Source organism: Microbulbifer rhizosphaerae (genome assembly GCF_014191725.1).
In the GTDB taxonomy this organism is placed as follows: Bacteria; Pseudomonadota; Gammaproteobacteria; order Pseudomonadales; family Cellvibrionaceae; genus Microbulbifer; species Microbulbifer rhizosphaerae.
On the sequence record NZ_JACHWZ010000019.1, the window covers coordinates 17,475 to 42,587 of the forward strand.

Consider the following 25,113-nt stretch of genomic DNA (forward strand, 5'->3'; position numbering starts at 1 on the left):
CGCCCGCGGGACGCGGGCGGTTATCAAGTTCAGGGGAGCCTCCGTGGCCCTCTCCCCCGGCCCCAGTGATTCGCGCCATCCTTGGCGCTCACTCTTCGGGCGCCTCCGGCGTCCAAATTTGCTCCCTGCAAATTTGTCCCGCAAGCGGGAGAGAGGAGCTATTCTTTTAAGTTTCGGGGTTATCCGCGCTCCAGGCGCAGGGCCACCAGCTCGCCGCCGTCGGACAGGGCGAACAGCAGGTCGCCGTCCACCAGCATGGGGATGCGCACCGGGTCGCGGTCTATGCGCTCGCGGCCGATAAGCTGGCCACTGGCAGGGTCCAGTACGTGGAGGTAGCCTTCCAGGTCACCCACTACCAGCACGTCGCCGAAGTAGGCGGGCCCGCTCAGTTCCCGGCGCAGCAGTTCGCTGTTGCTCCAGACGATCTGTCCGTTGCCCACATTGTAGGCGTGGACGCTGCCATCGGCACCGCTCAGGTAGACGTTGCCGCCGCCCACCGCCACGCTGTGGTTGGTGGAGGCGTCGCGCGCCCAGAGGCCGCGGCCGTCTTGTCTGGACAGGGCCACCACCCGGCCCTGGTAACTGGCGGCGAACACCAGGTCTCCGCGCACCACCGGCGCGCCGTCGATATCCACCACCCGCTCCAGTTCAGCGGAACCCTGGGGAATGGCCACCCGCTGCTCCCAACGCGGTATACCGTCGGTGACACCCAGCGCAATCAACTTGCCGTTATCCAGGCCGGCGAATACGGTGCTGCCGGAAATCACCGGCGCGGCGGTGCCCCGCAGGGTCAGCACCGGCAGGGAGGTGAAGTGACTCCAGCGCTCTTCGCCGCTGGCGGCGTCGAGGCCGATCAATTTGCCGTCCACCGTCTGCACCACCACCATGCCCGCGCCCACCGCCGGGGCGGAAACCACTTCGCCGGACACTTGGTAGCTCCAGACTTCCCTGCCGTCACTCAGGCCGAGCGCAATCACGCGGCCGCGATAATCGCTGACCACGACGATGCCCTGACCCGCGCCCACACCGCCACTGAGGGAGACGTCCAGGTCAGTCTCCCACTGGCGCCTGCCGGTGCTGCGATCGAAGGCAAACACCTCTCCTTCGCTGTTGGCAGCGTACAGCACACCGTTGGCCAGCGCCGGCTGCAGCATGGCGTAGCGCTTGCGGTCTATTTTGCCGATGCCTTTGGACCAGACCTCGCGCAGCTCCACGTTGGGGCTGATATCCACCAGCGCCACCGGATCGGTGTCTTCCTTGTCATCGTTGGAGGCACAGGCGGCCAGGGCCGCCGCCAGGGCCACCGCCACGAAGCGGTTCAGTGCGCGGGTAGGGAATTTCATTGCGCGTCGCTCTCCTCATCCGGCTGCGGGTTTTCCTCACTCGTCTCCGTCGCCTCGGTGGCCGGCGCGCTGTCTTCCACTTCTGTGGCAGCGGGCTCGGCGACAGCCAGGCTCTCGACCTTCATTTCCAGCAGGCGGCGGTTGCCCTGCTGCTCTGGCAGCAGTTGTGTCAGCGCCTGCTGGTAGGCAGTGCGGGCTGCGGCTTTATCGCCTTGTTGCAAGAGGATATCGCCGCGGGTCTCCGAGTAGAGGGCGGAAAACGCCGGCGGCACATCGGCACTCACCAGTTCCAACCCTTCTCCCGGCTTGCCGCGGGCGGCCAGTACCGTCGCCAGACGGCGTTTGGCGAGCAGCTTGAGGGATTCCTCATCGCTGTTGTCCAGGACCCACTGCAGTTCGCTGGCCGCAGTCTCCAGATCATTGCCCTCCGCCGACAGCGCCGCGAGCCGCAGGGAAGCCTGGCTGGCGTAGATGCGTTTGGCAAAGTTCTCTTTCAGCTGCTGTGCCAGGCTCTTGGCGGTGGTCAGCTGCTTGTTGTCCGGCTGGCCCTCGTTGGCAGATACCGCTTCCACAAAGCTCTGGTAGAGGTTGGAGGCCTCTTCGGCCTTGCTGCGCTCGCTGGTCTGCCACCACTGGTAGCCAAAATAACCCACCAGTGCCAGGACCACGCCAGTGACTATGCCCCTGCCGTTTTCCGCCCACCAGCGTTTGAGGGATTCTATTTGTTCTTCTTCGGTTAGATGGTCAGCCATTCTCTATTTCGCCTTTCCTGTAAATTCCATGATCTTCCTGTAGGAGTAGCGGGCCTGTGGCCCGCAAGCCGAGCTGGAGCTCGGCGTTCCCAGGGGCCGCTCCTACATATTTCTTTTTAGCTCTGTAGCAAAGCGGGCAGCTCGGCGAGTGCCACGGTCTGCTGCGGTTCATCGGAGCGCAGGTATTTCACCGTCACCTGGCCGGCGGCCGCCTCGTCCTCGCCGATAATCAGCGCGAAGTCAGCGTTGCTTCTGTCGGCCTTTTTCATCTGGCTTTTGAAGCTGCCGCCGCCGCAGTGAGTCTGCAGGCGCAGCCAGGGCAGTTCGTCGCGCAGCCGCTCCGCGGCGGCCAAAGCGGACGATTGTACCTCACCTACCGCCACCAGGTAGGCATCCACCTGTTGTTCCAGTGTGTCCGGCAGCACATCCAGGGTCTCCAGCAGCAGCACCAGCCGCTCCACCCCCAGGCCAAAGCCCACTGCCGGGGTGGGCTTGCCGCCCATCTGCTCCACCAGGCTGTCGTAGCGGCCGCCGGCACAAACGGTGCCCTGGGCACCGAGGCTGTCGGTCACCCACTCAAAAACCGTTTTGCCATAGTAGTCGAGGCCGCGCACCAGCCGTGTATTGATCTCGTAGGCGACGCCGGCGGCATCGAGCATTTCGCGCAGGCTGGCGAAGTGAGCCGCGGATTCGCTGTCGAGAAAGTCCAGTAGACAGGGGGCATCCGCCAGCAGTTCCTGGGTCTGGGCATTTTTGCTGTCGAGAATGCGCAGGGGATTGCGCTCCAGGCGCCGCTGGCTGTCCTCATCCAGCCGCTCCCGGTGGGCGGTGAGATATTCCACCAGCGCCTCCCGATAGGCGGCGCGGCTGGCGGAGCTGCCCAGGGAGTTGAGCTGCAGTTTCACCTGGTCGGAAACACCCAGCTGGCGCCACAGGCGGGCGGTCATCACCAGGATCTCCGCATCGATATCCGGCCCATCGATGCCGAACACCTCCACGCCGAACTGGTGGAACTGGCGCAGGCGGCCCTTCTGCGGGCGCTCGTAGCGAAACATGGGTCCGGTGTACCAGAGCCGCTGGGGAGAGGTGAGCAGGTTGTTCTGGATGGCCGCGCGCACAGTGCCAGCGGTACCTTCGGGACGCAGGGTGACGCTGTCGCCGCTCTTGTCGTCGAAGGTGTACATCTCCTTCTCCACGATATCCGTGGACTCCCCCACCGCGCGGCTGAACAGCTGGGTGGCCTCCAGCAGCGGGGTGCGGATTTCGCTGTAGCCGTAGCGGGCGAAGAGTTCGCTGAGGGCTGACTCCACGTACTGCCAGGCGGGCGATTGCCCCGGCAGCAGGTCGTTCATGCCGCGTATTGCGCGAAGTTGTTTCAACGGTGTTCCTTAATTTTTAACTCGAATTTGTTCGCTTTGTCGGACTCCCCCGGGAACGCGGAGCTCCAGCTCCGCACGCGGACCGCAGGCCCGCTTTGGGCGATCGCAGGAGTACGCCGGGCGCGCCTGCCGGCGCGATGCGGAGCTGGAGCTCCGCGCTCCCAGGGGATTACGCCTTGGCGATAATGTCCGCTTCCCGCTCCGCCTTCGCCGCGGCCTTTTCCCGGATCAGGCGCTCCAGGTCGTCGACCAGATTTTCATTGGTAAACTTGCGGTTTGGCTGGCCGTCCACGTAGATGGCGTGGCTGGGGGTTCCGCCGGCGAGGCCGATATCCGCTTCCTTCGCCTCGCCGGGGCCGTTGACGATGCAGCCGATCACCGCCACGTCCAGTGGCGTGGTGATGTCTTCCAGGCGCGTCTCCAGTTCGTTCATGGTTTTCACTACGTCGAAGTTCTGCCGCGAGCAACTGGGGCAGGCGATAAAGTTGATGCCCTTGGTGCGCAGGCGCAGGCTTTTGAGCAGGTCCCAGCCCACTTTCACTTCTTCCACCGGGTCCGCGGCCAGGGAGACCCGCAGGGTATCGCCGATGCCGTCCAGCAGCAGAGCGCCCAGGCCGATGGCGGACTTGACCGTGCCGGAACGCAGGCCGCCGGCCTCGGTGATGCCCAGGTGCAGCGGTTGTTCGATCAATTGCGCCAGCTTGCGGTAGGCGGCGGTGGCCATGAAGATGTCGGACGCCTTGACGCTCACCTTGAAGTTGTGGAAATCCAGGCTGTCGAGGATCTCCACATGGCGCAAAGCGGATTCCACCAGCGCGTCCGGGGTGGGCTCGCCGTATTTTTTCTGCAGGTCCTTTTCCAGGGAACCGGCATTGACGCCGATGCGGATGGGGATGTTCAGGTCGCGGGCCTTGTCCACCACGGCGCGAATGCGCTTCTCGCGGCCGATATTGCCGGGGTTGATGCGCAGGCAGTCCACCCCCAGGTCAGCGACACGCAGGGCGATGCGGTAGTCGAAGTGGATATCCGCTACCAGCGGCACATCCACCTGTTTCCTGATCTCGCCGAAAGCCTCGGCGGCGTCCATGCTGGGCACGGACACCCGCACGATGTCGGCGCCGGCCGCCTGCAGGCGCCGGACCTGGTCCACGGTGGCGGCCACATCGCAGGTATCGGTGTTGGTCATGCTCTGCACCGAGATGGGCGCTCCGCCCCCTACGGGCACATCGCCCACCATAATCTGGCGCGATACGCGGCGAACGATGGGGGATTCAAATTGCATAGACTGACCCGGCAGTTTCAGATGCTGAAAAACGAGGGGGAATTATAGAGAGATTGGGCACAAACCTACAGGGCCCGGCGAGCGGAGCAAGCCCCGCTGCGACTCCGGATTACCGATTACTCGCCGACTATAAGCTTGCGGGTGCGACGGTTGCCGGTGGGGCCGCTGGCGACCGGCTCACCCCGGTAGCGCACCCGGGTGCCGCTGGCGTTGCCCAGCATCAGTTCGAACGGCGGCTGACCCTCCAGGGTCACCTGGCTGCCCGCCGATTTCAGTTTGGCCAGCAGCACCGCGCCGCTGGCATCCCTTACCTCGATCCAGGACTCCTCGTCGAAATACAGTTCCAGCTGCGACGCGTCGCCAGTACCGGGAGCGGCAGCCAGAGCGGGGAGCATCTCCGGCTCCGCTTCGGTTCCGGACGCCGGGAGCGGCTCTGGAGCCGGCTCGGACTCACTGGCGGCAACTTCGGATTCAGGCTCTTCAACCGGTGGGGTATTCACCGCAGGCTCTTCCGCCTGGGGATCGGGCTCCGGCGCCTTCTCCCCCGCTATGGATGTGGGCGCCGCGTCCACGGCGGGCTCTTCAATCTCCGGCGCCACTCCGGTGTCAAAGGGGTGGTTGTCGGTGGAGAATGTCGGCGGAGCCAGGTCCCGGCCGTGCAGCCACCAGAAGACCCCGGCCACCACTAACAAAGGCAGCAGCGCTAAACCGCGCAGGCTGCGGCGGGGCTTGCTTTCCATTACCGGGGCGCGGCGCACATGGTCCAGCAGGGCGCGGCTCTCCTCTTCCGCGGCACTGTAGCCGGAAAAGGCCTGCAGTACCGGTTCGGCGTCGATACCCAGCTCCTTGCAGGCGTTGCGGATGTAGCCCCGCACATAGAGAGCCCCCGGCAGGCGGTCGTATTCATCCCGCTCGAGCAGCTCCAGTTTGCCCAGTGTCATACACAGACGACGGGACAGCTCTTCCAGGCTCAGGCCTGCCCGCTCGCGCGCACGCCGGAGCTGGCTGCCGGGGGAGTTGTCCAGATCCTGGGACACATCTTCGCGCTCCTGCGCCGCGAGGTTCGAAGTGTCGGAGCTGTTATCCGTCATGGGCCATCATCTCTTTGTATTTCAGCGCTTCCGCCGAATAGGGATAGAGGTTTTTCAGCGCCAGGGCGTAGCTCCTTTCCTTGTCCCGGTTGCCAAAGATCTTCTCGATGCGGATGCCCAGCCAAAGGGATTGGGGGACCTGACGGCTTCCTTCCGCAAACCTGTCCAGGTAGCGCTTGGCCTGCGAGTACTCGCCGGCATCGAACTTCAGCTCAGCCAGCTCCAGCAGCGCCTGGGGCAGGTTCGCGTTCAGCGCCAGGGCGCGGGTATAGGCCTTCTCTGCCGCCTCCACCTTGCCCAGCTTGAGGGCGGTGCGGCCATAGTTGGCCAGCGCGTAGGAGCGACGGCCGTAGGTGAGGTCCTCGGAAGCCCGCTCAAACTGCTCCAAGGCGTCTGCGTAGCGCTCCTGCTGGTAGAGGAAGGCGCCGTAATTAGTGCGAGCCATGGAGAAATCGCTGTCGTAGCGCAGGGCTTTCTTGAAGTGGGACTCGGCCACGTCCAGTTCGCCGTCCATCTGGTACAGCAGGGCCAGGCCGTGGTGGGCCTGGGGGTTTCTCTTGCCCAGTTTGAGTGCTTCGAGGAAGTGGCGGCGGGCAGCTTCGCGGCCACCGTTCTGCAGATAGCGCAGGCCCAGTTGCACGTGGGTCTGCAGCGCCTTGTCCAGGTCGATCTCCTGGCGCTGCGGCATTCCAGTGGTTACGCAGCCGCCCAGTAGCACACTGAGTAGCAATCCCGCCAGGAACGGGGAAAAGAGTTTCGCCAACACGACATCACCTGTGTTTTTTATAGTGGCGCTCAGCCGACGATTCGCACCGGCTGTTCCGGACTCCTTTCCTCCGCCAGTAGTTCCCCCTCCCTGGAAGTCACCCGCCCGGCGTCGCGGTAGCGCTCGGAGCGGCGGGTGCGATCGTTGACACTGCCGGCCAGTTGGCCGCAGGCCGCGGCGATATCGTCGCCGCGGGTGGTGCGCACAGTTACGGTAAAGCCTTTGTCCAACAGAATCTGTTGAAAGCGTCGCAAAGCGTTGTTACTGACCCGCTGGTAGTCCGACAACTCGAACGGGTTAAAGGGTATCAGATTTATCTTCACCGGCACATCGCGCAGCAGTTCCGCCAGTTGCTCGGCGTGCTCGGGACGGTCATTGACCTCACGCATCATGGTGTACTCGATGGTCATTTTTCGGTGGGTATCCGGCATGCGCTCGATGTAGCGCTTGGCGGAGTCCAGCAGCATCGCTATCGGGTACTTTTTGTTGATGGGCACCAATTGGTTGCGCAGCTCGTCGTTAGGCGCGTGCAGGGAGATGGCCAGGCTCACGTCGGTCACGTCCGCCAGCCGGTCCAGCGCCGGCACTACGCCGGAGGTGGAGAGGGTCACCCGGCGCTTGGAGATGCCGTAAGCATTGTCCTCCATCATCAGGTTCATGGCGTCGACCACATTGTCGAAGTTGAGCAGGGGCTCGCCCATGCCCATCATCACCACATTGGTCACCTTGCGCGGGCGCTCTTGCTTACTCTTTGGGGGCTGCAGCTGGCCGAAGGATTTACAGGCGATCCACACCTGGCCGATGATCTCGGCGGCGGTCAGGTCGCGGTTGAAACCCTGCTTGCCGGTGGCGCAGAAGCTGCAGTCCAGGGAACAACCCACCTGGGAGGAGACACAGAGGGTGCCGCGGTCGCCGTCGGGGATATAGACCGTCTCGATGGCGCTGCCCCCGGATACCCGGATCAGCCACTTGCGGGTGCCGTCGGCGGAATCCCACTGGCCCAGCACCTCCGGAGCGCTGATCTCGGCGATCCCGGCCAACTTTTCACGCAGCGCCTTGCTGACGTTGGTCATCTGCGCGAAATCGTCCACGCCGTTCTGGTGAATCCACTTCAGCACCTGCACCGCGCGAAAGCGCTTCTCGCCCAGGGACTCGAAGAAAGCCGCGAGCTTGTCCAGGGACAGGCCCAGCAGATTGGTCTTGGCGGTTTCAGTGCTACTCATGGGATTACCTTCTTCCCGGGCCCCTCTCCCACTAATGGGAGAGGGGAGGAAAATTTAGCTGCGGGGGCAGATCTCGTCGTCTGCGAAAAAGTAGCTCACTTCGCGGGCGGCAGATTCTGCAGAATCGGAGCCGTGCACGGCGTTGGCGTCGATGCTCTGGGCGAAGTCGGCGCGGATGGTACCCGGGGCCGCTTCCTTCGGGTTGGTGGCGCCCATCAGGTCGCGGTTGGCAATGACGGCATTTTCGCCTTCCAGAACCTGCACCACTACCGGACCAGAGGTCATAAAGTCCACCAGGTCTTTGAAGAAGGGGCGCTCTTTGTGCTCGGCGTAGAAGCCCTCGGCTTTCTCGCGGGACAGCTGCAGCATTTTCATGGCGACGATACGCAGGCCAGCTTTCTCGAAACGGCTTTCTATTTCGCCGATCACATTCTTGGCAACCGCATCCGGCTTGATGATGGAAAGAGTGCGCTCCAGGGCCATGTTTTTCTCCAGTCTAGTGTTGTTACATATAGAAAGAGCAACCGCAGTTGCTCTTCGTGCTGTTCCTGTGCCGCCCTTTGCGGCGGGCGGATTATACGGGTAATTGATCAGCTTTTGTACTCTGCTGTTTCCCGTTGTAGAAGCGGCCCATGGCCGCGACAAATCGGCAGGCTTGTCGATTTAGACGCCGAAGGCGCCCAAAAGGTGAGCACCATGGACGGTGCGTATCAGCAGTCTCGCTTCGTAGACAGTCCGATCGCGGCCAACGGCCGCTCCTACAGAAATGAGAGGATTATTCCAGTTCCTCGATCCAGGCGGCCTGGATGGCCTCGAGGATCTTTTCCCCGCAACGCGACGGGTCGTCCTCGAAATCGGGCAGCTCCATGATCCAGTTGCGCAAATCGACGAAGTTGACCGCAATCGGGTCCACATTCGGATGCGCCTCCGCCAGTTCGATGGCGATATCGTGAATATCGGTCCACTGCATGACTGTTCTTTTCCTTTCTTTCCACCCTGGGCTGTGACCAACCCGTCAGTGTTTTTCTGAAACCTGATTGATAGTGTACTTGGGAATTTCAACCACCAGGTCCTCGTCGTCCACGATGGCCTGGCAGGAGAGGCGGGATTCCGGCTCCAGGCCCCAGGCCTTGTCCAGCAGATCCTCTTCCAGTTCGTCCGGCTCGCCCAGGGAATCGAATCCTTCGCGCACGATCACGTGGCAAGTGGTGCAGGCACAGGATTTCTCGCAGGCGTGCTCGATTTCGATACCGTTCTCCAGCGCCGCGTCGCAGACGCTGACACCGCTCTCCACTTCCACCACCTTGCCCTCGGGGCAGATTTCGGCGTGGGGCAAAAATACGATTTTTGGCATAGGTTGCTAACTCGCTATGGTCTCAAGCCGTAGGGGCGAACCTTGTGTTCGCCCCTACGGCGGGGATCGCGGGAGATCCCTTATTTATCAAATTCATCCAGCGTGTGGCCCTGCATGGCGCGCCTGATGGAGGCATCCATGCGCCGCGCAGCGAAGGGCTCGGACAGCTGGTTGAGCGCTTCGATGCGCCGGCGGATCTCCTCGGCGTCGCCGCCGTTGTGGGCGAAGCGCAGCGCCTCGGCAGCCCGTTCCAGTTCGTCCAGTTCGCGCCCACTGAGCAGTTCCGCGCCGTTCTCCTGCAGCGCAGCAAGCAGGCTCTCCAGGCTGCGCTCCGCCTCCACCTGGGCCTCGCGCAGGGCGCGGGCGGCGATGTCCTCCTCCGCGTGGGCGTAGGAATCCTGCAACATACGCGCGATATCGCCGTCCTCCAGTCCGTAGGAGGGTTTGACGGTGACATCCGCGCTGACGCCGCTGCTCTTTTCCATCGCGGCCACCGACAGCAGGCCGTCGGCGTCCACCTGAAAAGTCACGCGGATATGCGCCGCGCCCGCCACCATGGGCGGTATGCCGCGCAATTCGAAGCGCGCCAGGGAGCGACAGTCCTTCACTAGCTCGCGTTCACCCTGCACCACGTGGATCGCCATGGCGGTCTGGCCGTCCCTGAAGGTAGTGAATTCCTGGGCCTTGGACACGGGAATGGTGGTATTGCGCGGTATCAGTTTCTCCGTGAGCCCGCCCATGGTTTCTATACCCAGGGATAGCGGGATCACATCGAGCAGCAGCAGGTCGTCCCGGGATTTGTTGCCCACCAGTACGTCCGCCTGCAGTGCGGCGCCTATGGCCACTACCTGGTCCGGGTCGATATCCGCGTGGGGGGCGCGGCCGAAAAACTCTTCCACCCGCTCGCGCACCTGCAGGGTTCGGGTGGAGCCGCCCACCAATACCACTTCGCCCACTTCCCCGGCGCTCACGCCGGCGTCGCGCAGCGCGCGCCGGCAGGCGCGCAGGGTCTTGTCGATCAGTGGGTTCAACAGTTCCGCCATGCCGGCGCGGTCCAGGGTGCCGCGCCAGTCGCCGTAGGCGAGTTCCACCTGCTGCTGTTGCGCCAGCGCCTCTTTCGCGGCACAGGCGCTGTCCAGCAGCGCGCGCTGGGCCGCTGCGTCCAGGTCCGTCCCCAACCCCGCCTGTTCCGCCACCCAGGTGGCGATGGTGCGGTCGAAGTCGTCGCCGCCCAGGGCGGTGTCGCCCCCGGTGGCCATAACCTCGAAGACACCGCGGGACAGGCGCAGGATGGAAATATCGAAAGTGCCGCCGCCCAGGTCGTAGACCGCGATCAGACCTTCCTCACCCTTGTCCAGGCCGTAGGCAACTGCCGCCGCGGTGGGCTCATTGAGCAGGCGCAGTACCTTCAGCCCCGCCAGCCGCGCAGCATCCTTGGTGGCTTGGCGCTGGGCATCGTCGAAATAGGCGGGCACGGTGATCACCGCGCCGTCCAGTTCGCCGCCCAGCGCGGCGGAGCCGCGCTGGTAAAGCGTCTTGAGGATTTCTGCGGACACCTGCACCGGATTGACCGGGCCCGCCGCCGTTTCTATCGCAGGCATGCCCCCGTCACTGTCCACAAACTTGTAGGGCAGTTGTTCACCGAAACTCTTTACATCGGCGATACCGCGCCCCATCAGGCGCTTAATCGAAATCAGCGTATTGTAGGGATCCTCGCCGGCGCGGGTGCGCGCCGCGGCACCCACGGTAATTCCGTCCGCGGCGTAGTGCACCACCGACGGCAGTATTACGCTGCCGTCCTGCGTCGCTATGGCCTCCGCAGTGCCGCTGCGCACAGTCGCCACCAGCGAGTTGGTGGTACCCAGGTCTATGCCCACCGCGCGCTTGCGCTGGTGGGGTTCCGGGGTCTGGCCGGGTTCGGAAATCTGCAGTAGTGCCATTTTCAATCCAACAGGTCTTCTTCCAATTCTTCCACCTGCCGCTGCAATTTGCTCAGAAACTGCAACTTGAGCAGGGAGCTTTTGCCAGCTTCCAGGTCGCCCGCGGCGAACACGCCGGCAAAATGTTTCTGCTCGCCGGAGAAGAGGTGGCGCACCTCGTCAGCCAGTTCGTCGAGCACCGCCGCCGGGTCCTGCGCCTCGCGCGCTTCCTCCAGGCGCTCGCGCAGCACCATCTGTTTCATCAGGAAGTCGGCGTCGGCGGTGGTCTGCTCGGGGCTCACTTCCACCCCGGCCAACTTCAGCAAATAGCCGGCGCGCAGCACCGGGTCGCGCAGCGTCGTGTGCGCCTCATTGATCCGCGCCGCATACTGCATCGCCAGCAACTGTTCGCGTTCCGACTTGGATACGTACTTGTCCGGGTGGAATCCCCGCTGCAGCTCGCGGTAGCGCTCGGCCAGGGCCGCGCGATCGATTGCGAACGCGGGTTTCAGGCCGAATATTTCGAAATAAGTTTGGTTCAGTGCCATATCCATTCGCCTGCAAGCAGGCTCCTACGGCCGGCCTGCGGCCCGCATGCGGAGCTGGAGCTCCGCGGTCCCGGGTATATTAAAAAGGCCGGCGTGCGCGGCGCACCCGGCCTCTTTTCGGCGAGGGGGAAATCAAACGTGAAAACTTTCGCCGCAGCCGCACTCATTTTTCACATTGGGGTTGGAGAAGGCAAAGCCCTCATTCAACCCCTCCTTGATAAAGTCCAGCTCGGTGCCGTCCAGGTAGGCGAGGCTTTTCGGGTCCACCACCAGCTTTACGCCACCCTGTTCGAACACTTCGTCTTCCGGCTCTGCCTGATCGACAAATTCGAGCACATAGGCGAGACCGGAACAACCGGCGGTTCTCACACCGACGCGGATGCCGATCCCCTTGCCGCGGTTGGCGAGCTGGCGCCGGACATGGGCCTGCGCCGCCTCGGTCATGGTGATAGCCATAAACAATACCCTTACTGCTTCGCTTGGGCCTTACTGGTTAGCCGGTCGCTTCTTCCTTACCTTCTGCTGTCAGTTGGCCGCGCTTCTCACGGATATTGCGTACCGCCGCCTTGATGGCGTCCTCCGCCAGCACCGAGCAGTGAATCTTTACCGGCGGCAGGGCCAGTTCCTCGGCGATGGCGGTGTTCCTGATCTGCTCCGCCTCGTCGATAGTCTTGCCCTTGACCCACTCGGTGAGCAGGGAGCTGGAGGCAATGGCGGAACCGCAGCCGTAGGTTTTGAATTTCGCGTCTTCGATCACGCCGTTTTCATTCACCTGGATTTGCAGGCGCATCACATCGCCACAGGCGGGGGCACCCACCATTCCGGTACCCACGTTGTCCGCTTTCTCGTCCATACGGCCGACGTTGCGAGGGCGCTCGTAGTGATCGATGACTTTGTCGCTATAGGCCATGATTTTTTTCTCCTAAAACTTTCCCGCTGGATGGGGCCTGTTAACAGGCCCTAATGAGCTGCCCATTCAATGGTATTGAGATCGATGCCGTCTTTGTACATATCCCACAGAGGCGACAGCTCGCGAAGCTTCTCCACCGCCTGGCGCACTTCCGCGGCCGCGGTGTCCACGTCCTGCTCGCTGGTAAAACGGCCGAAGCTGAAACGCAGGGAGCTGTGCGCCATCTCGTCATTTACGCCCAGGGCGCGCAGCACATAGCTGGGTTCCAGGCTCGCAGAGGTGCAGGCGGAGCCGGAGGAAATCGCCAGTTCGCGCAGCGACATGATCAGGCTCTCGCCCTCCACAAACGCGAAACTCACGTTCAGGTTGCCGGGCACCCGCTGTTCGCGGGAGCCATTGATATGCACTTCCTCCATATCCTTGATCGCGTCCCAAAAGCGCTGGCGCAGCCCCAACAGGCGCTCGGCCTCTTGGGCCATTTCCTCTTTCGCAATACGGAAGGCCTCGCCCATACCCACGATCTGGTGGGTGGGCAGTGTGCCGGAGCGCATGCCGCGTTCGTGGCCGCCACCGTGCATCTGTGCCTCGATGCGCACCCTCGGCTTGCGGCGCACATACAGGGCGCCGATGCCTTTGGGGCCGTAGACTTTGTGCGCGGAGAAGGACATCAGGTCCACTTTTATTTCCGCCAGGTCGATGGGCAGCTTGCCGGCGCTCTGCGCCGCGTCCACATGGAAAATCACTTTGCGTGCGCGGCACAACTCGCCGATTGCCGCGATATCGTTGACCACGCCGATCTCGTTGTTGACGTGCATCAGGCTGACCAGGATGGTGTCCTCGCGCAGGGCTTCCTCCACCTGTGACTGGTAGACGATGCCGTCGGTGCGCGGGTTGAGGTAGGTCACCTCGAAGCCCTCGCGCTCCAGTTGGCGGCAGGTATCCAGCACCGCTTTGTGCTCGATCTTGGAGGTGATGATGTGCTTGCCCCGGCCCTGGTAGAAGTGGGCCGCGCCCTTGATCGCCAGGTTGTCGGACTCGGTGGCGCCGCTGGTCCAGACGATTTCCCGCGGGTCGGCGTTTACCAGTTCAGCCACATGGCGACGCGCCTCTTCCACCGCCTCTTCCGCCTTCCAGCCGAACAGGTGCGAGCGGGACGCCGGGTTGCCGAAGTTGCCGTCCATAGTCAGCTGCTCCGCCATTTTGCTGGCGACGCGCGGGTCCACCGGGCAGGTGGCCGAATAGTCCAGGTAGATGGGAAACTTCATAGTCATATCGTGTCCGCTCAAAAAAACCCTCAAAAATCCCGTTGCAAGAACCCGCCGCAGGCGCCGGGTTACAGGCTGCCGAGCAACGCCACCTTTTCCTCAGGAGCGGCCTCGCGCATTTCCTGGCGCCGTGCCACTTCCTGCACCTCCGCCCGCGCCACAAGGTCACCCAGGCTGATACTGCTCAGGAAGTTGTGAATCTGTTCGCTCAGGTCGCACCACAGGTAGTGGGTCAGGCATTGCTCGCCGCCGGCGCAGTCGTTGTTGCCGCCGCAACTGGTGGCATCCACCGACTCGTTGACCGCATCCACTATCTGTGCCACAAAAATTTCCTCGCCGCCCCGCGCCAGGCGGTAACCGCCACCGGGGCCGCGCACACTGGACACCAGCCCAGATTGGCGCAGCCGGGAAAACAGCTGCTCCAGATAGGACAGGGAGATACCCTGGCGCTTGGAGATATCCGCCAGACTGATAGGGCCGCGATCGGCGTGTAACGCCAGATCCAGCATCGCCGTGACCGCATAGCGGCCTTTGGTTGTCAAACGCATATCAGTTCCCGCCTGTTCCGAACGGCCGCGAGTATGGAATAACCCACCAAGCTAGTCAAGTATATAGCCTAGCAATGTAGTCAGGTATTGGAAGGGTAATGGCGAATACTGACCAACCATTCCCACCGCTCTATTCCCCTGGCCTTCCCGTGCCGCCGGTGCGGTGAATATAGTTCTGGATCGCGGTCAGCATGCCGCGCAGTATGCCCAGCTCCATATCGTCCGGGCGCACACGACTGAACAGGCGGCGCAGGCGGGTCATGGTCTGGCGGGGATTGTCCGGATCGATAAAGCCCAGTTCCCCCAGCGCCCGTTGCAGGTGGTCGAAATAGAGCTCCATATCCCGGGCCTTGGCCGGCGGCCTGTCCCAGTCGGCGTAGCTGAGTTCGGCGCCCTTCTCCAGCTCTAGCGCGGCCACACGCACCTCGTAAGACAGCACCTGTACCGCGGTGGCCAGGTTGAGGGAGCTGTAGTCCGGGTTGGCCGGAATATGCACATGGTAATTGCAGGCCTGCAGCTCCTCGTTGGTGAGGCCCCGATCCTCGCGCCCGAATACCAGGGCCACCGGATGGGCGGTGGCCTCCGCCACCGCTCGCTCGCCGCACTGGCGCGGAGTCAGCAACGGCCAGGGGATGCGGCGCTCGCGCGCACTGGTTGCCATCACCAGGCCGCAGTCGGCCACGGCCTCCTCCAGGGTGTCCACCACCACCGCCGTGTCCAGCAGGTCCGCGGCGCCGGCGGCGCGCCAGATGGCATTGGCGGCGGGAAATTCCCTCGGCGCCACCAGGTACAGCTGGCTCAGGCCCATGTTCTTCAGCGCGCGAGCGGCGCCGCCGATATTGCCGGGGTGGGCGGTGTTCACAAGGACCACGCGCACATTGTCGAGGGGAGAGGTGTCCAAGGGGGAATCGGGCATCATTGAACAAATATTCCGTAGGAGGGCCGACGGCCTCTCCGCACAGGGCTGAAATCGGGCCGCGGAGTGTAGCAAATATACGGCGGAATCCCTACAATCCTCCCCCGCCGGCCAGCCCGGCCCCTGCTTTTTAATTAATCACTGGTGCGGAATTGCTATGGAACCCATGCTGAATATTGCCCTGCGCGCGGCGCGCAAGGCCGGGGAGCTGATCGAACGGGCCTGGGAGCGCGGCGACCACCTGATCCCGGAGGAGAAGGGGCGCAACGATTTCGTCACCCAGGTGGACCGGGCAGCCGAACAGGAGATCATCTACCACCTGCGCAAGGCTTTCCCCCGGCACAGCATCCGCGCCGAAGAGAGCGGCCTGCAGGAGGGCGCCGAGCCGGAGTACGAGTGGATCATCGATCCGCTGGACGGCACCACCAACTTCATCCACGGCATACCCCAGTTTTGCGTTTCCATCGCCTGCCGCTACCGCGGCCGCATCGAGCACGCGGTGGTACTGGACCCCATCAAGCGCGAAGAATTCACTGCGAGCCGCGGCCGCGGCGCGGCACTCAATGGCCGCCGTATCCGCGTGTCGCCGCGCCAGAACATGCGCGGCGCGCTGATCGGCACCGGCATCCCGTTCAACGGCCCCGCACTGGAGAATATCGATCCTTATCTGGCGGCGCTGAAGGAGATCGCCGGCCAGACCGCGGGCATCCGCCGCCCGGGCGCCGCCGCCCTGGACCTGGCCTATGTGGCCGCGGGCCGCTTCGACGGTTTCTGGGAGATGTACCTGAGCTCCTGGGATATCGCCGCCGGCTCGCTGCTGGTGAAAGAGGCCGGAGGTCTGATCAGCGACTTCCGCGGCGGCGACGACTACCTGGACTCTGGCCATCTGGTATGCGCCACGCCCAAGGTGTTCAAACCGCTGTTGCAGATAGTGGGCAGGCACCTGGGGCATGTGCGGTAGCCCGGGAGCGCGGAGCTCCAGCTCCGCTTGCGGGCCGCAGGCCCGCTACTGGAAGGATGCGCAGATGCGCTAACCGGAACTCGCGGGATTGTCGTAGGAGCGGCGCCATGGCCGCGATCGATCTCGCCGCTGAGTGCGCAGCCTCTGGGCCCTGGCCCTGTAGCCAGTTCAAAGGCGGTCCTGCTGCCGGGGGCTGTTTGCCAGACACGCCGTAAATACATCCTGTAGGCTCTAATCGGCATCCCTGCCTCATAAGGTCTGGCAAACAGCCCCCGGCAGCAGGACCTTCGCATCAGCTTCGTTTATTCTTTCCACCGACCACTCCTTACTCCGGCGCCCGCCACAGCGGATCGTCCTCCGACAGCGGCGAAGTCAGGGTTTCCAGGAATGCGATCACCTGCCCCATCTGCTCTTCGCTCAACCCCAGCGGCAGAATATCGAAATGCGGCCGGCTGGGGTGCTGCTCGCGGTCGTAATATGGCGGGGTGGGATTGTTGTAGTGGGCCAGCACCTGCTCCAGTGTGGCCAGCTGTCCCGACTGCATATAGGGCGCGGTGTGGGCGACATTGCGCAGTGTAGGTGTCTTGAAGGCCCCCACCAGCTCCGGCCCCTGTTTCTTCAGGAAGCGCATCTCCAGGCAGTCCTCCGCTCCGGCATCGCTCCAGGGGGAGAGACAGGTAAAGCCATCCTTTTCCAGCGCCGCCACTCCCCCGTAGCGCCCCAGGTCCACCTGCGCAGGGTCCGGTTCCGGCGCGCCTATATTGTGAAACTCGTAATTGGTGAACAGCGGTCCGTTGTGGCAGCTGGCACAGTTTGCCCGGCCCATAAACAGGCGCATACCCGCCACCTCGCCCTCAGTCATCAATGTGGCCAGGGCCCCGCGGTCGCCGCTGTCGCGCTGTAGCTGGGCGACAAAGCGGTCGAAGCGCGCCGGGCGCAGTTGCAGCCGGCGCTCATAAGCCATGATTGACTTGCCCACCCGGCTGAGCACCCGGTTGAGCACTGCCCTCTGCCTTCGGGACAGCCTGCCGCCACTCCTCTTCGGCAGGCGATCCAGGCCGGCGCTGTCGCCGAAGACCTGTTCGAATTCCCCGCGGTAGTACCGCCGGATCAGCTGCGCCACTTCAAGCGGCGCCAGGCCGTGCTCACCGGGGTCCTGCAGTGGCCCCAGCGCCTGGGACCAGAGGCTGTCCTTGCGGCCGTCCCAGAACAGCCAGGGACTGTGGCCGGCACCTAGAATGGTGGGCGCATTGCGCCGGGTGATGCCCAGTGCCCGCGAACGGGGCAGGCCGTCGGTAAAATACTTCTGCGGCTGATGGCAGCTGGCGCAGGCCACCTGACCGTTGGCACTGAGCCGGGTATCGAAAAACAGCCGGTGGCCGAGCGCCGCCGCGCGCGGATCGTCCGCCACCCCGTTGTCCGGGGCCGGGGGCAGCGGCGGCAGCGCCTGCAGGGAGAAGCGCTCGAGGAAGTGGATATCCGACGGGGTAAAACGGTAAATTTCCTCGCCGCCGGCAAACGCCAGGGAACACCAAGCCACAAGCAGCGGCAGCAGTCTCTTCACGGCCACCTCCTACAAGCGGATATTGAAAGTGACAGCGTCATCCAGAGGCCCGGCGGAGACCTTGAAGGTCATCACCCACCAGCCGGTCATCTGGAACTTGACCCCCTGCACCCGGTAGACCCCGGGTTCCACTTCACCGGTTACCCGCGGCTGTGTGGGCAGCCCGTGCACATGTCCGGGCATATGCCCCTCGATCTCGATTTCGGCATCACCCAACGGCTCGCCGTCCAGACGTGAGAGCATCAGTTTCCAACTGTGTATCTCGTTGAGCGGCACCCGGCTGTTCCCGGTTTCTGGTTCCACATGCGCAAACACCGCCAGCTCGCGGGAAATCTGGAAACTGCGCAAATCCAGTTCCCCGGGAATATTCTGCCCGCTGGCCGCGGGCACCGCGAGGGACATATCCGCTGGCGTTGCCCCATCGCCAGGAACGACATTCATATTCAGTTTGCTCGGGTGAACGCTGCGAATCCGCGCATTGTGTCCGGAAGTAAGCGAATCGCTTCCATCCAATTGCAACGGGCCCGACAGGCGTATGTGCGGTTGCCAGATTTCCCGGTAGCCGACTTCCAGCAGCGCCAGCGCCCGCTGCCGCTCGCTCAGCCCGCGTTCGCGCAAGCTGGCCGCCTGCTGTTGCCAGCGGGGAATTTCTCCAGCGAACAGGTCGATCGTCTCGCCCAGCGCCGCCCGCTCCTCCCCTTCAGGCAGCGAGCGCAGCTTGACCCGCAGCTGATTCAGGGTTTTGCGCAGGGAATTGCCGTGACGGATCGCAGTCACCGACTCCGCCTGCAGCCCCTCGGCACTGCGCAGCATCTCGCCGCCGAGTGCCATCAGGGATCGGCTGGGGGATTCGTCGGCAAAAAGCGGGGTGGGTAAAAGCAGAGCCGCGGTAAGAACAATAAAACGGGGTTGCATGCTGACTCCCGAACTTCAGTTGTTATTTTTGCTTTGTAGGAGCGGGCCATGCCCGCGATCGGCGGTGGTTCAATCCACAGATCAATCGCGGGCATGGCCCGCTCCTACGGGGGGAGAGTGCCTGCAAATTACTGGAAGGTCAGGCTCCACTGGTTGATGGTGCCGGTGTCCAAATTGGCACGATCCCGCACCCGCAGCGACCACTGGCCTGAGGATTCCACGGTGCCGGCATCGAGATTGTAGGTCTGCACAATATCGTCGGCGCTGCCGCCGCTGCGGTTGTGCAGATTGAAAACCGTTCCACCGGGGGCCAGCAGGTCCACCTCCAGGTCGCCGATGTAGGTGTGGGTGATATCCACACTCACGCTGATGGATTCGGAGGCACCGCTGCGGTCGACGTCGATCGGACTGCTTACGCCGGTGGCATTGTTATCGGGAATGCTGTAACTGCCGGTGTTCGAATAGGTCACCGGATCGCTGTCGCCTCCACCACCACCGCCACCGGAGCCGATAGTTACGCTGTAGTCCTCCACCTCGCCGTAATTGAAACTTCCGCAGGGCGAGGGCGCGGCGTTGTAACGCATGGCGATACGCAGGCGCGTGCTCACTCCCGCGCTGCCGGTGGGCAAAGTCAGGGTACCTGTCACCCTGGAGGAAGAGGTACCACCGGAGCTGAACACCTCCTCGCCACTGTCATCGAAGTCGCCGTCGCTGTTGAGATCAATCCAGATTTTCCAGTACTCGCCGTAACTGCTGCCACTGAATGCCGGGGCCAGGCTGACGGCGTTGGCGCCCTCTTCCAGGTTCACCATCTGCGTGGTGAAATCCGAATAGGTGGATGAGCCGGAGCTGTGGCTGAATGTGGCCAGACTTACCTCGCCGATCCACTCCTCGCTGGCGTTGTTCGACGCAGCGCTGCAGTACTGCGGATCGCCCGGATCGGGGTCCGGATTATTGATCGCGTCCCAGTCCGGACGCACCACGAACAGGCCGTTGCCGATATCGCTGAGGATGACATTGCCGCTTGCGAAATAGGCGTAGTTGCTCCAGGTTCCGGAAAACTGGGCGCTGTTGGAATTGGGAATGGTGTCAAAGTAGGCCACTTCGCTCATCTGGCCGCTGGCGATATTCGCCGCGTCGAGTATACGCAGGCCGGCCCGGTAATTGGTCTCGTACACATAGCCGTCTTTGGTGTAGAGGTTGTGGTCGATCGCGGGCGTGGGGCCCACGTAACGGCCCAATTCCGCGGGATTTTCCAGGTCGCTCACATCGTAGATATACGACGTGGTGTTGTGGCCGTTGCGCGATTCGTCCAGTTCGTCGTTCATGATCAGGGTGCTGTGGTTCCCGTCGAGAAACCAGCCCTGATGGGTGTACTGCGAGCCCTGGTAGAGGGTGCGGGACACCTGCATCGGATTGAACTTATCCGTGACGTCCACAATGGTGATGGTGTCCTCGTTGTAGCCGACGCAGATTTCCCGCCCGCTGTACTCGGTGTCCGGGCCTCCGTAGATTACGCACTGAGCGTCGTGAGTGTAACCGTCCGAGGAAAAACAGCCGGCGTATTGCGGATTCAGCGGATCGGAAATATCCACCATATACAGACCGCCGCTGCACTGGTTGCTGCCCACCACATAGGCGTAGCCGCTGTCCTCGTTGATGGCGATATTGTGCGCGTTGCCGAAACCATTCATATGCGCGGTTTCGCTGAGAGTCTGCCCCGGCGAGGGCAGGTTGCGCAGGGTGCGCAGGTCGAATACCTGCAGACCGTGGGAACTGTTGCCGCCGCCGTCGGCGACGATAAAGGCGTGGTCGTTGTAGACCTTGATATCCCGCCAGGAGTCGCTGCCGTTGTTGTGGGAGGGCAAAAAGCCGAGGTATACCGGTGCGTCCGCAATGGTGACATCCACAAACGAGGTGCCATTGTTCCGTCCCACTAAGGCGATTTCCGCTCCGGTCTGCGGATCGGAATACCCCCAGATATCGTTGAGGTTGGCACTGCCGCCGCCCATGTCCGCCTTGGCGACAAAAGACATCAGGTCTACGTTGTTACACGGATAGCCGCCGGCACTGCCGCCCTGACACAGGGTGGCCGCCTGCATCGCCGGCATCATTGCCGGGGGTGGATCGCCCTCGTTGCTGTCGTCGAATTTGAAACCGTCGGGAAACATGGCACTGTGGCCCCAGACTGCAGAGGAACAGAACAACAGGAGTGCGGCCGCCAGCCGCCGGTTGGATAGATGCTTCATTGTCTGCAATTCCTTGTTGTTATTTAGGGGTACTTCCTGACCGCTCGAAACGGAAACCAGTGTAATGGCCAAGAGACGGAAATAACACTGATAACCGCTCCTGATTATTACAAAATTGCGAAATACAACACTATCTTGGCGTCGGTTTTTTAATTATGTCGATGTTTACCCCAATTCCATCCTTCCGCTATTTTCCAACTGGGTACCGACGTACAACAGCTGCTCCAAGGGGAGCGGTGGGCCGATATGGTACCCCTGCACAAAGTCCACTCCGATCGAATGCAACAGCGCAGCGACTGACGCGCTCTCCACATACTCGGCGATAGTGCGCGCCCCAAGGCGGTGCGCAACCTGGTGAATGGATTCGACAATGATCGGATCGACAACGTTGGATTCCATCTCGCGCACGAAGCTGCCGTCGATCTTGATGAAATCGATGGCAAAAGCCTTCAGATAGCTGAAGGAACTGAGGCCATTGCCGAAATCGTCCAGCGCCACCTTGCATCCCATTTGTCGCAGCGAGGCGACAAATTCACTGGCCCGGTCCATCTGATTGACCATCGCGGTTTCAGTAATCTCGAAACCGATACGCCGCGTCGGAATCGGCGTGTGTTCCAGCATTTCGATCAGGTGACGCTGGAACCCCGAATCCCCCAATGCCTCCGCGGAAATATTTAGCGAGAAATGGAACCCCGCACCGGCCACTTGGTGCGCCCGTCGCAGCAGAATTTCGTCCACGACCCAGCAGTCGATCTGTAACATCAGGCCGTAGCGCTCCGCGGCTGGAATAAACGCAGCGGGCATTACCGGTTCTCCGCGGTCATCCTGCATACGTACCAGGACTTCATAGTGGTCTACCGAGCCGGTGTTTGCAGCCGGGGCGATAGGCTGCGCACAGAGCGTCAGGCGCTGTCGGTCCAGGGCCTCGCGAATGGTCGAGGCCATAATGATTTCACTGTGCTGCTCGGCGGCGGCGCTCCGCGCAATTTCGTAGAGCATCACGGTGCCGCGGCGGGCGTGCTTGGCCGAGTAGCAGGCCACATCCGCTTGACTGAGCAGGTCCTCCAGGCGGCTGTTGTGACGGTTGATTTCGGTGATGCCGGCACTGGCACCCACGCCGTAGACCCTCCCTCTCCAGGGAAAACGCAGGGCGGTGATCCCCCGCAGCAGTTCCTCGCAGCGCGCGCGGGCCTGCTCTTTGGTGCTGCGGAAAAACAGCAGGCCGAACTCGTCTCCTCCCAACCGCGCCACCCGATCAGTGGGATGCAGCAGGCCGCCCAGCTGCCGGCTGATTTTCTGCAACAGCGCGTCCCCCGCCAGGTGGCCGGCGCTGTCGTTGATCAGCTTGAAGCCGTCCAGGTCGATATGGACCAGCGCGTGGCGCTCGCCGTTCTCCCGAGCACCGCCTATGGCTTCAAGCAGTTCGCGTTTGAAAGCCTCGCGGTTGGGCAGGCCGGTGAGATCGTCGTGGGAGGCACGGTAGCTGAGATCGCTCTCCATCTCCACAATGCGCGCATTGCGGTGGCGCTCGATGTTTGCGGAGACCGCCATCACGTAGGCGGGTATTGCGGAAGCGAACACCGCCAGGAAGAGAAAAAAGCCATCCCCTTGCGCCGCGCGATCGACACCGGCGAAGTGCATCGACATCAGCAGTATGGCGACAAATATGACCGCCAGGGTATGCAGCAGCTTGAGCCTGCTCGCCGCCCAGATCAAAGGAAGACTCGCAAAAACGAAAGGGTGCGTCGCCAGTGGCAATATCAACAGGATGCAACTGATCGCCAGCGCGCCCACCACCAGGAACCTGCCCAGGTCCACCCCGCGAAACAGGCTGTGCAGCGTGCTCCACCGGCACTGCAGGGCGATGGGCAGCAACACCAATATGCCCACCGCATTGGCGATATACCAGGGGGGAAAGACCTCGGAAAAACTCCCCCGCCCGGAGGCATCCGCTACCATCGCGCCGACCGCAGCGCTGCACAGGGGCGGCAGTACCGCGGAGAACAGAGTAAAGCGCGCCCAGGGCCACAGCCCATCAAAGTAATCCTCCCGCGGGCAGAATCGACGCAATAGCAGCGCGGCGGGCAGTACCTCGCTGAGACAGGCGAGAGCATACTGGATGGCGAGAAGAATACCGAAACCGACTCCCACCCCGGCGGCGATAATTGCCGACAGAAAAGCGGCGATCAGCAGTGGCCAGTGCCTGTAGTGGTGACGATACAGAAAGGCAATGGCGACCGCGTCGGCAAACCAGATTGCCGCACCGCCGTTGCCGCCGCTGAGAAACTTTTTACACAGGATATAGAAAACAGCACTCAACACCGCCAATAGCACTGCCGGGACATAAGGGGATTGGCGAGATTGTGACTGCATACCAGACATCCACTATCCGGGGTTATTTGGTATCGGGCCGGTAATTTTTCTGCAATGGAGGGATCAGTTTCCGAAAATGGGAATCAATCCTCCCCGACCTCCATACATTTCTCCACCACCTGACACAACTGCGCCAAGTCAAAGCTCGCGGGCAGCGCCGCATCGCACGCCTCCCCGCTGCATTCGCCCACCGCGACAAAACGGATACCCGCCGTAAGCGGGTCCTCGCGCAGAATATGCGCCATTTCCGCACCGGACATTCCCGGCAGCGCCGCATCGAACAGCACAATATCGGGGTTCCGGGTGCGCGCGGTGAAAATCGCCTCGACCGCATCCGCCGCCGCCAGGTGCCGGACCTGGGGAAATCCACTCAACAGCCCCTTCAGGCGATTGACTCCGCTGGGGCGGCTGTCCACCTGCAACAGTCGACAGGGGGGCAGGTATAGCGTCGCCGCCGGCTGCGCCGACAACTGCATCACCTCAACCGGTGCGTCGATCAGGGGGAACTCTATCCAGAAAATCGAACCCTGCCCCTCGTGGCTATCAAAGTCGATACGCCCGCCCATCGCCTCGGTGAGCCGTTTGGCGATGGCCAGCCCAACGCCAGTGCCCTCGATCTGTCCCTTCTCCTCACCGAGACGGTTAAAAGGCTCGAACACCTCTATACGCTTTTCATTGGGAATGCCGCGGCCGGTATCCAGGATACTGAGACGTAGCCAGCCCTCCGCCTGGGGCGCGAAGTTGATCACCACGCGGCCGCCCTCGTAGTTGTATTTGACCGCATTGCCCGCCAGGTTCAGCACCACCTGCTTGAAGCGCACCGGATCGGCACAGATATACGCCGATTCCCAGCCCAGAGGCTCAAAAATCAGGTTCACCCGACGGGTTTCCGCCAGCGGCTCCAGCAGGCGGGTGCAGTCCTCCACCACAGCGGCCGGCTGCATCGGCTCCATGGACGGCGCCAGACGGTTGCTGTCGATACGGGCCAGTTCCAGTACATCGCCCACCAGGTGCAGCAAGTGCTGGCCGGCATGGCGGATCTCACCCAGGCGCTGACGTTGGTCCGGATTCAGGCTCTGGTCCAGTTCCACCAGTTGGCTGTAGCCGAGGATGGCATTGAGGGGGGTGCGCAGTTCGTGGCTCAGGCTGAACAGCAGGTCGGCGCGATTGTCATTCTCCCGCCGCTGCCGGCTCAGCTCGTGCTCGGCGCGCGCCAGCGCCTCGCGGCTGCCGGTGATATCCTGCAGCACCCCCAGCACTCGCTGGGGCTCGCCGTCCCTGTTTCGCTGCACGTGACCGCGGGAGCGCACCCAGACGATACCGCCGTCCCGGTGCCAGAGGCGGAACTCCACATCCAGCGGCAGCCGCTCGCGAACATGGTCTTCGAGCGCCTGCTCGACGCGGGGCAGGTCCTCCGGCAAGGTCCGCTTCTTCCACTGGGCGAACGGGCTTCCGCCTTCCGTGTCCACCTGACTGAATTCGAAGCCGAGGATGGCCCAGCAGACCCGGTCCAGGATTATCTCATCGCTGCGCAGGTCCCATTCCCAGAGGCCGTCACCGATATCGGCAAGCGCCTGGAGCAGGCGTTGCAAATAAGTCGGCTGCGCGGAATCGGGGCCCGGCACCTGTGGTGCAGCCAACTGCAGCGGGAATGCGGCTTGTCCGGAGGAGGGTCGCTCGAGCACTCGGATCACTATGGTTGCCAGTCAGTTACCGGGTAGTGAAACACTTATCCTCGCACAGGGGAAGAGTACA

23 protein-coding genes are annotated in these 25,113 nt (G+C 62.8%); 1 reads left to right on the forward strand and 22 read right to left on the reverse strand.

The window, feature by feature from the left end; genetic code table 11:
* Positions 1-179: 179 nt before the first annotated feature.
* From bamB to trmJ, 17 genes are all read right to left on the reverse strand, one after another.
* Entirely contained in the window at positions 180-1,343 is a 1,164-nt protein-coding gene (bamB, locus tag FHS09_RS17240; protein ID WP_183462208.1) for an outer membrane protein assembly factor BamB, read from the reverse strand.
* Positions 1,340-2,095 (reverse strand): YfgM family protein, encoded by a 756-nt coding sequence (locus FHS09_RS17245; RefSeq protein WP_183462209.1) that lies wholly within the window; start codon positions 2,093-2,095, stop codon positions 1,340-1,342. The genes bamB and FHS09_RS17245 overlap by 4 nt, the downstream gene beginning before the upstream one ends.
* Before the next feature lie 116 nt (positions 2,096-2,211).
* Positions 2,212-3,474 carry a histidine--tRNA ligase gene (gene hisS, locus FHS09_RS17250; protein ID WP_183462210.1) on the reverse strand — a complete coding sequence of 421 codons (1,263 nt, stop codon included), beginning with the start codon at positions 3,472-3,474 and terminating at the stop codon, positions 2,212-2,214.
* 169 nt (positions 3,475-3,643) lie between these two features.
* Positions 3,644-4,756: a flavodoxin-dependent (E)-4-hydroxy-3-methylbut-2-enyl-diphosphate synthase gene (gene ispG, locus FHS09_RS17255; protein WP_183462211.1), complete on the reverse strand. Its 1,113-nt coding sequence runs from the start codon at positions 4,754-4,756 to the stop codon at positions 3,644-3,646.
* A 116-nt stretch (positions 4,757-4,872) separates the two neighbouring features.
* Positions 4,873-5,847: a RodZ domain-containing protein gene (locus tag FHS09_RS17260; protein ID WP_183462212.1), complete on the reverse strand. Its 975-nt coding sequence runs from the start codon at positions 5,845-5,847 to the stop codon at positions 4,873-4,875.
* Positions 5,837-6,613, reverse strand: coding sequence for a type IV pilus biogenesis/stability protein PilW (gene pilW / locus FHS09_RS17265; RefSeq protein WP_343057511.1), 777 nt, complete (start codon positions 6,611-6,613; stop codon positions 5,837-5,839). The genes FHS09_RS17260 and pilW overlap by 11 nt, the downstream gene beginning before the upstream one ends.
* Before the next feature lie 29 nt (positions 6,614-6,642).
* Positions 6,643-7,836: a dual-specificity RNA methyltransferase RlmN gene (rlmN, locus tag FHS09_RS17270; protein WP_183462213.1), complete on the reverse strand. Its 1,194-nt coding sequence runs from the start codon at positions 7,834-7,836 to the stop codon at positions 6,643-6,645.
* Positions 7,837-7,890: 54 nt separating this feature from the next.
* Complete coding sequence (ndk, locus tag FHS09_RS17275) at positions 7,891-8,319, reverse strand: nucleoside-diphosphate kinase (protein ID WP_183462215.1); 429 nt, start codon at positions 8,317-8,319, stop codon at positions 7,891-7,893.
* A 292-nt stretch (positions 8,320-8,611) separates the two neighbouring features.
* Complete coding sequence (iscX, locus tag FHS09_RS17280; RefSeq protein ID WP_183462217.1) at positions 8,612-8,806, reverse strand: Fe-S cluster assembly protein IscX; 195 nt, start codon at positions 8,804-8,806, stop codon at positions 8,612-8,614.
* Between the two features lie 45 nt (positions 8,807-8,851).
* Positions 8,852-9,190 carry an ISC system 2Fe-2S type ferredoxin gene (gene fdx, locus FHS09_RS17285; RefSeq protein ID WP_183462219.1) on the reverse strand — a complete coding sequence of 113 codons (339 nt, stop codon included), beginning with the start codon at positions 9,188-9,190 and terminating at the stop codon, positions 8,852-8,854.
* An 80-nt stretch (positions 9,191-9,270) separates the two neighbouring features.
* A complete protein-coding gene (gene hscA / locus FHS09_RS17290) occupies positions 9,271-11,130 on the reverse strand; it encodes a Fe-S protein assembly chaperone HscA (protein ID WP_183462221.1) in 1,860 nt (619 codons plus the stop codon).
* Positions 11,131-11,132: 2 nt separating this feature from the next.
* Positions 11,133-11,657 (reverse strand): Fe-S protein assembly co-chaperone HscB, encoded by a 525-nt coding sequence (hscB, locus tag FHS09_RS17295; RefSeq protein WP_183462223.1) that lies wholly within the window; start codon positions 11,655-11,657, stop codon positions 11,133-11,135.
* Between the two features lie 132 nt (positions 11,658-11,789).
* Positions 11,790-12,113: an iron-sulfur cluster assembly protein IscA gene (iscA, locus tag FHS09_RS17300; protein ID WP_183462225.1), complete on the reverse strand. Its 324-nt coding sequence runs from the start codon at positions 12,111-12,113 to the stop codon at positions 11,790-11,792.
* Between the two features lie 37 nt (positions 12,114-12,150).
* Positions 12,151-12,567 carry a Fe-S cluster assembly scaffold IscU gene (gene iscU, locus FHS09_RS17305; RefSeq protein ID WP_183462227.1) on the reverse strand — a complete coding sequence of 139 codons (417 nt, stop codon included), beginning with the start codon at positions 12,565-12,567 and terminating at the stop codon, positions 12,151-12,153.
* A gap of 50 nt (positions 12,568-12,617) precedes the next feature.
* Positions 12,618-13,832, reverse strand: a complete 1,215-nt coding sequence (locus FHS09_RS17310; RefSeq protein WP_183462302.1) for an IscS subfamily cysteine desulfurase — start codon at positions 13,830-13,832, stop codon at positions 12,618-12,620.
* A 68-nt stretch (positions 13,833-13,900) separates the two neighbouring features.
* Positions 13,901-14,380: a Fe-S cluster assembly transcriptional regulator IscR gene (gene iscR, locus FHS09_RS17315; protein ID WP_183462229.1), complete on the reverse strand. Its 480-nt coding sequence runs from the start codon at positions 14,378-14,380 to the stop codon at positions 13,901-13,903.
* A gap of 130 nt (positions 14,381-14,510) precedes the next feature.
* Positions 14,511-15,299: a tRNA (cytosine(32)/uridine(32)-2'-O)-methyltransferase TrmJ gene (gene trmJ / locus FHS09_RS17320; RefSeq protein ID WP_425487780.1), complete on the reverse strand. Its 789-nt coding sequence runs from the start codon at positions 15,297-15,299 to the stop codon at positions 14,511-14,513.
* A gap of 154 nt (positions 15,300-15,453) precedes the next feature.
* Here trmJ and FHS09_RS17325 point away from each other — a divergent pair, with 154 nt between their 5' ends.
* The gene (locus FHS09_RS17325; RefSeq protein ID WP_183462231.1) at positions 15,454-16,257 is read left to right on the forward strand and encodes an inositol monophosphatase family protein; all 804 of its coding nucleotides are present in this window, start codon (positions 15,454-15,456) and stop codon (positions 16,255-16,257) included.
* A gap of 325 nt (positions 16,258-16,582) precedes the next feature.
* Here FHS09_RS17325 and FHS09_RS17330 read toward each other — a convergent pair whose 3' ends face one another.
* From FHS09_RS17330 to FHS09_RS17350, 5 genes are all read right to left on the reverse strand, one after another.
* On the reverse strand, positions 16,583-17,821 hold the full coding sequence (locus FHS09_RS17330; protein WP_221192087.1) for a cytochrome c peroxidase: 1,239 nt from the start codon (positions 17,819-17,821) through the stop codon (positions 16,583-16,585).
* 9 nt (positions 17,822-17,830) lie between these two features.
* Entirely contained in the window at positions 17,831-18,736 is a 906-nt protein-coding gene (locus tag FHS09_RS17335) for a FixH family protein (protein ID WP_183462235.1), read from the reverse strand.
* A 128-nt stretch (positions 18,737-18,864) separates the two neighbouring features.
* Entirely contained in the window at positions 18,865-20,985 is a 2,121-nt protein-coding gene (locus FHS09_RS17340; protein ID WP_183462237.1) for a choice-of-anchor B family protein, read from the reverse strand.
* A 165-nt stretch (positions 20,986-21,150) separates the two neighbouring features.
* Positions 21,151-23,358 carry an EAL domain-containing protein gene (locus FHS09_RS17345; RefSeq protein WP_183462239.1) on the reverse strand — a complete coding sequence of 736 codons (2,208 nt, stop codon included), beginning with the start codon at positions 23,356-23,358 and terminating at the stop codon, positions 21,151-21,153.
* 83 nt (positions 23,359-23,441) lie between these two features.
* Positions 23,442-25,043: an ATP-binding protein gene (locus FHS09_RS17350; protein ID WP_343057512.1), complete on the reverse strand. Its 1,602-nt coding sequence runs from the start codon at positions 25,041-25,043 to the stop codon at positions 23,442-23,444.
* Positions 25,044-25,113: the final 70 nt, after the last annotated feature.